Annotated in this window: 10 protein-coding genes; all 10 read right to left on the bottom strand. The window is 58.1% G+C overall.

All coding sequences use genetic code 11. The annotated features are described in order from the left end of the window. Positions 1-10: 10 nt before the first annotated feature. Positions 11-1,492 carry an NADH-quinone oxidoreductase subunit NuoN gene (gene nuoN / locus FH061_RS06155; protein ID WP_151634086.1) on the bottom strand — a complete coding sequence of 494 codons (1,482 nt, stop codon included), beginning with the start codon at positions 1,490-1,492 and terminating at the stop codon, positions 11-13. Between the two features lie 48 nt (positions 1,493-1,540). Beyond that, positions 1,541-3,031: an NADH-quinone oxidoreductase subunit M gene (locus FH061_RS06160; protein ID WP_151634088.1), complete on the bottom strand. Its 1,491-nt coding sequence runs from the start codon at positions 3,029-3,031 to the stop codon at positions 1,541-1,543. A gap of 27 nt (positions 3,032-3,058) precedes the next feature. Beyond that, positions 3,059-5,134 carry an NADH-quinone oxidoreductase subunit L gene (gene nuoL / locus FH061_RS06165; protein WP_151634091.1) on the bottom strand — a complete coding sequence of 692 codons (2,076 nt, stop codon included), beginning with the start codon at positions 5,132-5,134 and terminating at the stop codon, positions 3,059-3,061. A 27-nt stretch (positions 5,135-5,161) separates the two neighbouring features. Next, the gene (gene nuoK / locus FH061_RS06170; RefSeq protein ID WP_040040991.1) at positions 5,162-5,470 is read right to left on the bottom strand and encodes an NADH-quinone oxidoreductase subunit NuoK; all 309 of its coding nucleotides are present in this window, start codon (positions 5,468-5,470) and stop codon (positions 5,162-5,164) included. 12 nt (positions 5,471-5,482) lie between these two features. Continuing rightward, positions 5,483-6,127 (bottom strand): NADH-quinone oxidoreductase subunit J, encoded by a 645-nt coding sequence (locus FH061_RS06175; protein ID WP_151634093.1) that lies wholly within the window; start codon positions 6,125-6,127, stop codon positions 5,483-5,485. A gap of 44 nt (positions 6,128-6,171) precedes the next feature. Further along, positions 6,172-6,660 (bottom strand): NADH-quinone oxidoreductase subunit NuoI, encoded by a 489-nt coding sequence (gene nuoI, locus FH061_RS06180; protein ID WP_151634094.1) that lies wholly within the window; start codon positions 6,658-6,660, stop codon positions 6,172-6,174. Between the two features lie 18 nt (positions 6,661-6,678). Beyond that, complete coding sequence (nuoH, locus tag FH061_RS06185; RefSeq protein WP_151634096.1) at positions 6,679-7,746, bottom strand: NADH-quinone oxidoreductase subunit NuoH; 1,068 nt, start codon at positions 7,744-7,746, stop codon at positions 6,679-6,681. Beyond that, a complete protein-coding gene (nuoG, locus tag FH061_RS06190) occupies positions 7,746-10,082 on the bottom strand; it encodes an NADH-quinone oxidoreductase subunit NuoG (RefSeq protein WP_151634098.1) in 2,337 nt (778 codons plus the stop codon). Before nuoG ends, nuoH begins: the two co-directional genes overlap by 1 nt. Before the next feature lie 87 nt (positions 10,083-10,169). After that, complete coding sequence (nuoF, locus tag FH061_RS06195; protein WP_151634100.1) at positions 10,170-11,465, bottom strand: NADH-quinone oxidoreductase subunit NuoF; 1,296 nt, start codon at positions 11,463-11,465, stop codon at positions 10,170-10,172. Beyond that, positions 11,462-11,941 carry an NADH-quinone oxidoreductase subunit NuoE gene (gene nuoE / locus FH061_RS06200; protein ID WP_151634615.1) on the bottom strand — a complete coding sequence of 160 codons (480 nt, stop codon included), beginning with the start codon at positions 11,939-11,941 and terminating at the stop codon, positions 11,462-11,464. The genes nuoF and nuoE overlap by 4 nt, the downstream gene beginning before the upstream one ends. Positions 11,942-11,951 lie beyond the last annotated feature (10 nt).

Raw genomic sequence — 11,951 nt, forward strand, 5'->3', positions numbered from 1 at the left:
CTATATCGTTTCAGGAAGACAGGGTTCTGACCATCGCCGTTGCGCACAGCGCCATCAGCGGGCCGGGAAGGATGCCGAGGACAAGCACCGCCAGGCCATTGATTGTCAGCGTCATGCGCATATCGCCGGGCACCACGATCTTGCTGTTATCCACCGGCTCGTCAAAGTACATGACCTTTACCACGCGCAGATAGTAGAAGGCGCCGATCAGGGACAGAAGCACCGACACCACCGCCAGCCAGACCTGACCCGTGCTCAGCACTGCCTGCAGGACCGCCAGCTTGGCATAGAAGCCAACGGTAGGAGGAATGCCGGTAAGGGAGAACATGAGGATCAGCATGACAAGGGCGAACAGCGGGCTGCGCTGGTTAAGGCCTTTGAAGTCGTCAATGCTCTCCGCCTCGAAACCGGCGCGCGCCAGCAGCATGATCAGCCCGAAGGTACCGAGCGTCGTCAGCACATAGGCAACGGAATAGAACATGGCCGAGCTGTAGGCATTGGCCGCCGAGGCGATATTGCCATTCACCACGCCGGCGAGCATGCCAAGCAGCATGAAACCCATCTGACCGATGGTCGAATAAGCCAGCATGCGCTTGAGGTTGGTCTGCACGATGGCCGTGATGTTGCCCACTGCCATGGAGAGCACCGCAAGAACCGTCAGCATCTGCTGCCAGTCGATCGCCAGCGGGAACAGGCCTTCCACCAGCAGGCGGATACAGATCGCGAAGCCAGCCAGCTTGGGAGCGCCGCCAAGCAGGAGCGTGACAGCCGTCGGCGCACCCTGGTAGACGTCGGGCACCCACATGTGGAAAGGCACCACACCCAGCTTGAACGCCAGACCGGACACCACGAAGACCAGGCCGAACACGAGCACCGTCTTGTTGACGCTGCCAGATGCGGTTGCCTTTGCAACTTCGGTCAGGTCGAGCGAGCCGGTGGCGCCATAAAGCATGGACATGCCGTACAGAAGGAAGCCAGAGGACAATGCGCCGAGGATGAAGTATTTCATCGCCGCTTCGGTCGACACGGCATTGCCGCGGCGAAGAGCGACCAGCGCATAGGTTGACAGCGACATGAGTTCGACGCCGAGGTAAATGATCAGGAAATTGTTCCCGGAGATCATGACCATCTGTCCAAGCAGCGCAAACAGCGCCAGGACATAAAATTCACCGCCAAGTCCATTGCCAAGCATGCCGCGCTCGGTGGCGTATTGACGGGAATAGATCAGCGTCACGCCCATGGCGATATATGAACAGATCTTCAGCAGGTTCGACATCGCATCCGACACGAACATGTTGTTGAAGGTGTATGCCGTGGGGCGTGCGTAATCGACGGCATTCAGGCCGATACAGACCACCAAGGCGATGAGGGTAAGCGCATAGGTGATATTACGCTTGCCATCCTTCAGGAACATATCAATCAGAAGGATTGCCGATGTCGCTATCAGCAGGAAAATTTCCGGATAAACCGGTACGAAATTTACATTGTTCATCTTGTCGTCGCTATTGTGCGTTCATTCATGCATTCAGCCGGATGCCGGTTATTGCAACTTGGAGACTGCGACATGCTTGAGCAGGTCATCGACTGAAATCTGCATGACATCGGTAAACGGTGCCGGGTAGACGCCCATTGCGATCACGGCAATTGCCAGTACGCCCAGCATGAAGAACTCGCGGCCATTGAGATCGGTCAGCTCGGCCACATGCTTGTTGCCGATGTCGCCGAACACCACGCGCTTGACCAGCCACAGGGAGTACGCCGCGCCGAAGATCAGCGCCGTCGCGGCAAGCATGCCGATCCAGAAATTGAACTTGACCGCGCCCAGGATCACCATGAATTCGCCGACGAAACCGGAGGTCGCAGGCAGTCCGCAGTTCGCCAGCGAAAACAGCACGAAGAATGCGGCGAAGCGGGGCATGGTGTTGATCACGCCGCCGTAGTCGGCGATCTGGCGGGAATGCATGCGGTCGTACAGCACGCCGATGCAAAGGAACATGGCGCCCGACACGAAGCCGTGGGAAATCATCTGCACGATACCGCCCTGCACCGCCATGTCGTTGAACATGAAGAAACCGAGCGTTACGAAGCCCATGTGCGCAATCGACGAATAGGCGACGAGCTTCTTCATGTCGGCCTGCACCAGGGCAACCAGGCCGATGTAGATCACCGCAATCAGCGACAGCGTGATGATGAACCCGGACAGCGCATGGCTGGCGTCAGGAGCGATCGGCAAGGAGAACCGCAGGAAACCGTAGGCGCCCAGTTTCAGCATGATCGCGGCCAGCACCACCGAACCGCCGGTCGGCGCTTCCACGTGGGCGTCTGGCAGCCAGGTATGCACCGGCCACATCGGCACCTTGACCGCGAAGGCCATCAGGAAAGCGAAGAAGATCAGTATCTGGACATTGAGCGGTAGCGGAAGCTTGTGCCAGGTCAGGATTTCGAAACTGCCGCCCGACTTGAAGTACAGGTACAGGAGCGCCACCAGCGTCAGCAGCGAGCCGAGCAAGGTGTAGAGGAAGAACTTGACTGCCGCATAGACGCGGTTGGCGCCGCCCCAGACACCGATGATGATGAACATCGGGATCAGGGTCGCTTCGAAGAAGACATAGAACAGCAGACCATCCAGCGCGCAGAACACGCCGATCATCAGTCCCGAGAGGATCAGGAAGGCGCCCATGTATTGCGCGACGCGCTTTTCGATCACTTCCCAGCCGGCGATGACGACGATCACCGTGATGAAGGCCGTCAGCAGGACAAACCAGACCGAGATGCCATCAACGCCAAGCAGATACTGCACGTTGAATCGCTCGATCCAGGACGCCCTCTCGACAAACTGCATGCCGTGCGCCGCCTTGTCGAACTGGTTAATCAGCGGCAAGGTGACGAGGAAGCTGATGATCGAACCGATCAGCGATACTCCGCGCACCAGGCCAGGATTGCTGTCCCTGCCGAATGCGAGGACAAACACGCCGAATGCGATCGGACACCAGATCGCAAGGCTCAAGAGAGGAAAAGTTGACTGCATCATGGTTTTTATTTGCTTTACATCGCCAACTTATTTGGCAAACGACGGGAACGGCATGAAATAGATCAGGAAGCCCAGCACGCCAATGATCATCACGAAGGCGTAATGGTAGATGTATCCGGACTGCAGATGACGAATCACCGTGGAGAACCATCCCACCGCCTTGGCACTGCCATTGACGATCAGTCCGTCGATCAGCGTGCGGTCGCCCACTTTCCACAGCCCGCCTCCCAATACGCGCGCGCCGGAACCGAAGACTACCTCATTGAACTTGTCCATGTAGTACTTGTTTTCCAGGATCGTATAGATGCCATGGAACTTGCTGTAGAACCACGCAGGAACCCTGGGATTGATCATGTAGCAGTAATACGCGGCTGCGACCCCGGCCAGTGCCAGGTAGAACGGCGCCGTCGAGAATGCATGCAGACCCATCGCCGTGGCGCCATGGAATTTTTCACCCAGGAGCTGCATTGCCTTGTGCGACTCGCCGACGAAGATCACGTCCTTGAAGAAGTCGCCGTACAGCATCGGACCGATGGCGATGAAGCCGATCAGGACGGATGGAATGGCCAGCAGGATCAGTGGCAAAGTCACGACGAACGGCGCCTCATGCGGCTTTTCGCCAGGTGCAAGGCCGTGGTGATGATGTGCGTCGTGCGCATTGTCATGCTCTTCGTGCGCGTCGTGCGCATCATGCCCGTGATGATCATGATGGCCGTGCGCCTTGCCGAAACGTTCTTCGCCGTGGAAAACGAGGAAATACATCCGGAAGGAATAAAAAGCCGTGACGAAGACACCGGCCAGCACGGCGAAGTTGGCGAAACCGGAACCCCAGATATGGCTTTCATGCACGGCTTCGATGATGCTGTCCTTCGAATAGAAACCGGAGAAGAACGGCGTTCCGATCAGGGCCAGCGAACCGAGCAGCGAGGTGATCCAGGTGATCGGCATGTACTTGCGCAGGCCACCCATGTTGCGGATATCCTGGTCGTGGTGCATGCCGATGATGACGGCGCCGGCACCAAGGAACAGCAGCGCCTTGAAGAAAGCATGCGTCATCAGATGGAACACCGCTACCGAGTAGGCGGACGCGCCGAGAGCGACCGTCATGTATCCCAGCTGCGAAAGCGTTGAATATGCCACCACCCGCTTGATGTCATTCTGGATGATGCCGAGGAAACCCATGAACAGCGCGGTAATCGAGCCGATTACCAACACGAAGGACAGAGCGGTGTCGGACAGTTCGAACAGCGGCGACATGCGGGCCACCATGAAGATACCGGCTGTCACCATCGTGGCAGCATGGATCAGCGCGGAAATCGGTGTCGGACCTTCCATCGAATCAGGCAGCCAGACGTGCAGCGGAAACTGGGCCGATTTACCCATCGCACCGATGAACAGGCAGATGCATGCCACGGTGATCAGCATCCAGTCGGTACCGGGAAGCAGCAGCTTGGCCAGTTCATCCTTCTTGGCAAAGACTTCGCCGTAATTCATGGAACCTGCGTACGCAAGCAGCAGGCCGATGCCGAGAATGAAACCGAAATCGCCCACACGGTTGACCAGGAAGGCCTTCATGTTCGCGTAGATTGCAGTAGGACGGGTGTACCAGAAACCGATCAGCAGATACGAAACCAGACCGACCGCTTCCCAGCCGAAGAACAACTGCAGGAAGTTGTTGCTCATGACGAGCATCAGCATCGAGAAGGTGAACAGGGAAATGTACGAGAAGAAGCGATTGTAGCCTTCGTCATCCGCCATGTAGCCGATCGTGTAGATGTGCACCATCAGCGACACGGACGTCACGACGCACATCATCATTGCAGTCAGGCTGTCGACCAGGAAACCGATCTCCAGCTTGAGCCCCATCACGGTCATCCAGTTGTAGATGGTGCCGTTGTATGTGGCGCCGTCCATCACAGCCAGCAAGGTCTGGACAGAAATGATGAATGCGATCAGGACGCCAAGAATGGTGGCCGAGTGCGATGCGGTACGGCCAATCTTGTTGCCGAAAAACTTGGTTCCCAACAGGCCCGCGATTGCAGAACCTGCCAGTGGTGCCAGCGGCACAGCCAAGAGTAGATGTGGGTTGAGTTGCCCCGCCATGATGGACCTTATCCGTTATTTTTCTGGTTAACCTTTGAGACTATCGAGATCTTCCACATTGATGGTGTCCAGATTACGGAACAGCACCACCAGGATGGCAAGACCGATCGCGGATTCCGCTGCAGCCACCGTCAGAATGAAGAAGACGAAAATCTGCCCTGCCGCATCGCCGAGATAATGCGAGAAGGCGATGAAATTCATGTTCACCGCCAGCAGCATCAGTTCAATTGCCATCAGCAATACGATGATGTTCTTGCGGTTCAGGAAGATGCCGACGATCGAGATGGCGAAAAGGATCGCGCCAAGGATCAGATAATGTGCAAGTGAAAGAGCCACGGTGCGATTTCCTTATTGTTTTTCTGCGGCGGAAGCCGGTGCGCTGGCACTGCCGTTCGCGCGCTCGGATTCGGCCTTCATGCTGACCATGCGGATACGGTCGTTGCGCTTGACCTTGACCGCTGCGGCAGGATCGAAGTACTTCGAGTCCTTGCGGCGGCGCAGGGTCAGGGCCACGGCCGCCACGATCGCCACCAGGAGCACGACCGCCGCGATTTCAAACGCATAGATGTACTCGGTATAGATCAGCTTGCCCAGCTCCTTGGTGTCGCCGATGTTGGCGGACGCCGCAGGCGCCTGTGCCGCCGGATCCCAGAAACCATGGAACAGCACGGCAGCCATCTGAAGAACGATGAGCACGCCGACGCCGGCAGCCAGCGGGAAGTAACCCCAGAAGCCCTCGCGCATCTTGCCGATATCGATATCGAGCATCATCACGACAAACAGGAAAAGCACCATGACCGCGCCCACATACACGAGCACCAGCACGATGGCCAGGAACTCGGCTCTCAGCAGCATCCAGATGCCTGCGGCCGAAAAGAAGGAAAGCACCAAGAACAGCGCGGCATGCACGGGATTGCGTGCGGTGATGACACGAATCGCGGCAAGTATCAGAATTGCCGAGAACGCGTAGAACAAAGCAGTTTTAAATTCCATAATCGACCAAGTGAGTCAGCTTTACGAAGGCCTGACGGCCGGCATCAACGATATGCGGCGTCGGCTGCTCGGGCAGCGGCAATGTCCTTTTCATAACGATCGCCGACAGCAAGCAGCATTTCCTTTGTAAAGTACAGGTCGCCGCGCTTTTCGCCGTGATATTCAAGGATGTTGGTTTCGACGATGGAGTCGACCGGGCAGGATTCCTCGCAAAAGCCGCAGAAGATGCACTTGGTCAGGTCGATGTCATACCGCGTGGTACGGCGGGTGCCGTCGTCACGCTCGGTCGATTCGATGGTGATGGCCATTGCCGGGCAAACCGCTTCGCACAGCTTGCAGGCGATGCAGCGCTCTTCGCCATTCGGATAGCGGCGCAGCGCATGCAGGCCGCGAAAACGCGGCGACAATGGGGTTTTCTCTTCGGGGAACTGCACGGTGATCTTGCGGGCGAACATGTATCGTCCGGTAAGAGCCAGCCCCTTGAGCAGCTCTCGCAGCATCAGGCTGCCGAAAAAATCTTTGATGGCTTCCATATTGATCAGCCTCTTTCTTTACTTCCAAATATTCCAGGGGGTCTGCATCCAGGCGGCGACAATCACCAGATAGGCCAGGGTCAGCGGAATGAATACCTTCCAGCCCAGGCGCATGATCTGGTCATAGCGGTAACGCGGGAACGAAGCGCGGGCCCAGATGAACAGCGAAACGACGAGGAAGGTCTTGATGCCGAGCCAGATCCAGCCCGGGATGAAGTCCAGGAACGATACCGGCGCCGCCCATCCGCCAAGGAACAGCAGCGAGGCAAGCATCGAGATCAGGATCATGTTCGCGTATTCGGCAAGGAAGAACATCGCGAAGGACATGCCCGAATATTCCACCATGTGGCCGGCCACGATTTCCGACTCGCCTTCCACCACGTCGAACGGGTGACGGTTGGTTTCCGCAATGCCCGAAATGACGTAGATCACGAAGATCGGCAGCAGGGGCAGCCAGTTCCATGACAGCATCGGCAGGCCCTTGTCGGCGAAGAAGCCCTTGTTCTGGCCCATCACGATATCGGTCAGATTGAGGCTGCCCGAGACGAGCAGCACGATCACCAGCGCAAAGCCCATTGCAATTTCGTATGACACCATCTGGGCGGATGCGCGCATCGCACCGAGGAAGGCGTATTTCGAATTGGATGCCCAGCCGGCGATGATCACGCCATACACTTCCATCGAGGTAATCGCCATGACGAACAGCAGGCCGGCGTTGACGTTGGCCAGCACGGTTTCCGGACCGAACGGAATGACGGCCCAGGCGGCCAGCGCCGGCATGATGGTCATGATCGGGGCGATCACGAACAAGGCCTTGTTGGCGCGTGCGGGAACGACGATTTCCTTGAGCAGGAGCTTGAGCGCATCCGCGATCGGCTGCAGCAGCCCCGCCGGACCGACACGGTTCGGGCCGATACGGATATGCATCCAGCCGATCATCTTGCGTTCCCACAGCGTGAGATAAGCAACGCAGCCCATCAGAGGAAGAACGATGGCGACGATCTTGACGAGATTCCAGATCAGCGGCCACAGCATGCCGAACACGTTCTGCCCGGTGCTGTTGATGGTCGTAAACACCTGATCCATTAGATTTTCTCCACGCTGATAGGACCGAACATGCCGCCGAGACCGATGGTGCTGGGATGTGCAGCTGCCACCCGGACCACGTTGGCCGGAAGTTTGGCATCGACCGTCACCGAAACGACAGCGGCGCCCTGCCCTTGCAGCACCTTGATCTGTGCGCCCTCACCAATGCCGAGCTGCTCGGCGAGCAATGCGGAGATGTGGGCCTTCGGCGCCTTCGCATCGGTTGTCTGCTGCAGCGAACCGGCACGGCGTACGATGGCATCGCTGAAGTAGATCGGCACGTCGGCGATACGCTCGAGCTGGCTGGCGGCTGCCGGCTTGGCTGCCTGCGGCGCCAGGTTGGCGATGTTGTTCAGCTTCGATGACAGATCGGCTTCTTCGGCCAGCTTCGTGCCCAGTACTTCAACGCGAATCTGCTCCGAGGTGTCGTAATTGAAACCGCCGATGTCGAGCAGGTTGCCGAGAACGCGCAGCACTTTCCACGCTGGGCGAGTTTCGCCGAGCGGCTTGACGGTGCCATTGAAACCTTGTGCGCGGCCTTCGCAATTGACGAATGTGCCTGCCGTTTCGGAAAACGGCGCGATCGGCAGCAGCACGTCGGCGTATTCGGCGCCATGCTTGTAAGGCGACATGACAACGACCATCTCGGCCTGATTCAGCGCTGCGCGCGCTGCCTGCGGATCGTAGCAATCGTATTCCGGTTCCGCGTGCATCAGCACGTAGGCCTTGCGCGGCTGCGCAAAGAGCTGCAGCGCATTGGCCCCATTGCTAGGCAGGGCGTTGGCGATATGTCCGCCGACAGTATTGGCCGCTTCGGTCAGGTAGCCGAACTTGGCATCGGTCTGCTGCGCGATCCACTGCGCCGCGGCATGCAGCTGCGAAGCTTGCGGATGATGGGCTGCCGAATTGCCCAGAACAACGGCCTTGCGTTCGCCGGACAGCAGGCTGTCCGCGATACCTTTCGCGACTTCGCCGGCTTCGATACCTTCATAGCCGCTGGGCGCAGCGATGCCCTTGGCGGCGGCGATTGCCACCACCACTTCGCTCAATGCCGACAGCCATTCGGACGGCGCCTTGATCAGGCGGTTTGTAATCGGCAGCAGCAGCTCGTCGTCGGTGGCATTGAGGATGCTGACCTTGGTGCCGCGCTTGGCCGCATGCCGCAGGCGGGCTGCGAGAAGCGGATGATCCTTGCGCAGGAAGGAGCCGATCAGGAATGCGCGATTGACTTGACCGAATTCGTCGATCGACATGCCGAGCCAGGGTGTTACCTTGCCGTCCAGGCTGAAGTCGGACTGGCGCAAGCGGAAGTCGATATTGTCGGAACCCAAACCGCGCACCAGTTTCTGCAGCAGGCTCAGTTCTTCCAGCGTCGAGTAAGGCGCGGCCAATGCCGCAATGGCGTCGGCACCATGCTCATGGCGAATATTGCGCAGCCCGTGTGCCACGTATTCCAGCGCGGTCTGCCAGTCGGTTTCGATCCATTTTCCATCCTGCTTGATCATCGGCACCGTCAGACGGTCCTCATGATTCAGGCCTTCATAGGAAAAACGATCCTTGTCGGACAGCCAGCATTCATTGACCGCTTCGTTTTCAAGCGGAAGTACGCGCATGACCTTGCCGCCCTTGACCTGAACCATCAGGTTGGAACCAAGGCCGTCATGCGGACTCACGGAACGGCGGCGTGACAATTCCCAGGTACGTGCGGTATAGCGGAACGGCTTCGAGGTCAGCGCGCCGACCGGGCACAGGTCGATCATGTTGCCCGACAGTTCGGAGTCAACGCTGTTGCCGACGAATGTGGTGATTTCCGAATGTTCGCCGCGGTTGAGCATGCCGAACTCCATCACGCCGGCAATTTCCTGGCCGAAGCGCACGCAGCGGGTGCAATGGATGCAGCGCGCCATCTCGCGCATGCTGATCAGCGGACCTGCGTCTTTCGGATCGATGACGCGCTTTTCTTCTTCGTAGCGCGAAGCCGACGGACCGTAACCCACGGCGAGATCCTGCAACTGACACTCGCCGCCCTGATCGCAGATCGGGCAATCCAGCGGGTGATTGATGAGCAGGAACTCCATGACGCTCTTCTGCGCCTTGATTGCCTTGTCGCTGTTCGAGCGGACGATCATGCCGTTGGTCACCGGTGTTGCACAGGCGGGCAGCGGTTTGGGGGCCTTCTCGACTTCAACGAGGCACATGCGGCAGTTCGCCGCGATGGACAATTTCTTGTGATAGCAAAAATGCGGTATGTAGGTGCCAACCTTGTTGGCAGCATCCATAACCATGCTGCCTTCCTGCACTTCTACTTTTTTGCCGTCGATTTCAATTTCAACCATGGCTCTGTTTTGCCTCAGTATGGGTAAGGCGCGCCGGGCGCGCCAGGTAACTTGTTCCGTGCCGGGCCCTGCGGCCCTTTACGCGAATCAGACATAGGCAGGGACGATGCAGCGCTTGTGCTCGATGTGGTATTCGAACTCTTCACGGAAGTTTTTCACCATCGCGCGCACGGGCATCGCCGCAGCGTCGCCGAGTGCACAGATGGTACGTCCCTGAATGTTGTCCGCGATCGAATTCAGCATATCCAGATCATCGGCGCGGCCTTGGCCGTGTTCGATGCGATGAACCATCCGGTACAGCCAGCCAGTGCCTTCGCGGCAAGGGGTGCACTGTCCGCAGGATTCCTCGTAATAGAAATACGACAGACGCAGCAGCGACTTCACCATGCAACGGGTTTCATCCATGACGATGACGGCGCCTGAGCCGAGCATCGACCCCGCCTTGGCGATCGAGTCGTAATCCATGTCGGTTGCCATCATCACATCGCCGGTGAGTACCGGCATCGATGAACCGCCGGGAATGACCGCCTTGATCTTTTTGCCATCGCGCATGCCGCCCGCGAGTTCCAGCAGCGTTGCGAACGGCGTACCGAGCGGAACTTCATAATTCCCGGGGCGTGCCACGTCGCCGGACATCGAGAAGATCTTGGTGCCGCCATTGTTCGGCTTGCCCAATGCCGCATAAGCCTCGCCCCCCATGCGCATGATGAAAGGCACGGCCGCGAAAGTCTCGGTGTTGTTGATCGTGGTCGGCTTGCCGTACAGACCGAAGCTGGCTGGGAATGGCGGCTTGAAGCGCGGCTGCCCTTTTTTGCCTTCCAGGGATTCGAGCAGAGCGGTTTCCTCGCCGCAGATATAGGCGCCGTACCCATGGAAAGCGTGCAGCTGGAACGTGAATTCGCTGCCCATGATGTTGTTGCCCAAGAAGCCGGCGGCACGCGCCTCTTCCAGCGCTTCTTCGAAACGCTCGTATTCTGCCCAGACTTCGCCGTGGATATAGTTGTATCCGGCGGTGATGCCCATCGCGTACGCGCCAATCGCCATGCCTTCGATCAGGGCATGGGGGTTGTAGCGAATAATGTCACGGTCCTTGAACGTACCGGGTTCGCCTTCGTCGGTATTGCAGACCAGGTATTTCTGCCCCGGGAACTGACGCGGCATGAAACTCCACTTCAGGCCCGTCGGAAAACCCGCGCCGCCGCGACCGCGCAGCGACGATGCCTTCAATTCGGCGATGACCTGTTCCGGCGCGATCTTTTCGTTGAGGATGCGCTTGAGTGCCTCGTATCCTCCACGCTTCACGTAGTCGGACAGATGCCAGTTGCTGCCGTCGAGCCCGGCGAGGATCAGCGGATTGATATGTCGGTTGTGCAGGCTGGTCATTTCTTCAATTCCTCTACCAGCGCATCGATTTTCTCATTCGACATGAAGCTGCACATGCGCTTGTTGTTGACCAGCATGACGGGCGCATCGCCGCAGGCACCCATGCATTCACCCTCAACCAAGGTGAACTGGCCATCAGCGGTGGTTTCCTTGTAGTCGATACCCAGTCTGTCTTTCAGGTAATGCGCAGCTTTTTCGCCGCCCGAAAGCTGACACGGCAGGTTGGTACAGACCGAGATCTTGTACTTGCCCACCGGCTTGGTGTCGTACATATTGTAAAAAGTTGCTACTTCCTGTACCGCGATCGGAGCCATCCCGATATAGTTGGCCACATCCAGCAGCACCTCGGGAGGCAGCCAGCCTTTCTCGTCCTGGGCAATCGCCAGTGCCGCCATGACAGCGGACTGCCGTTGATCGGCAGGGAATTTCGCGAGTTCGCGATCAATTTTCTTGTAAGCTTCTTGACTTAACAGCATATCGTCAACC

The organism is Noviherbaspirillum aerium (assembly GCF_008929045.1).
GTDB lineage: Bacteria > Pseudomonadota > Gammaproteobacteria > Burkholderiales > Burkholderiaceae_D > Noviherbaspirillum > Noviherbaspirillum aerium.

Excerpts from the sequence above, each read along its gene's own strand:
- nuoN (WP_151634086.1), bottom strand. The coding sequence starts at position 1,492 with ATGAACAATGTAAATTTCGTACCGGTTTATCCGGAAATTTTCCTGCTG.
- FH061_RS06160 (WP_151634088.1), bottom strand. The coding sequence starts at position 3,031 with ATGATGCAGTCAACTTTTCCTCTCTTGAGCCTTGCGATCTGGTGTCCG.
- nuoL (WP_151634091.1), bottom strand. The coding sequence starts at position 5,134 with ATGGCGGGGCAACTCAACCCACATCTACTCTTGGCTGTGCCGCTGGCA.
- FH061_RS06175 (WP_151634093.1), bottom strand. The coding sequence starts at position 6,127 with ATGGAATTTAAAACTGCTTTGTTCTACGCGTTCTCGGCAATTCTGATA.
- nuoI (WP_151634094.1), bottom strand. The coding sequence starts at position 6,660 with ATGGAAGCCATCAAAGATTTTTTCGGCAGCCTGATGCTGCGAGAGCTG.
- nuoH (WP_151634096.1), bottom strand. The coding sequence starts at position 7,746 with ATGGATCAGGTGTTTACGACCATCAACAGCACCGGGCAGAACGTGTTC.
- nuoG (WP_151634098.1), bottom strand. The coding sequence starts at position 10,082 with ATGGTTGAAATTGAAATCGACGGCAAAAAAGTAGAAGTGCAGGAAGGC.
- nuoF (WP_151634100.1), bottom strand. The coding sequence starts at position 11,465 with ATGACCAGCCTGCACAACCGACATATCAATCCGCTGATCCTCGCCGGG.
- nuoE (WP_151634615.1), bottom strand. The coding sequence starts at position 11,941 with ATGCTGTTAAGTCAAGAAGCTTACAAGAAAATTGATCGCGAACTCGCG.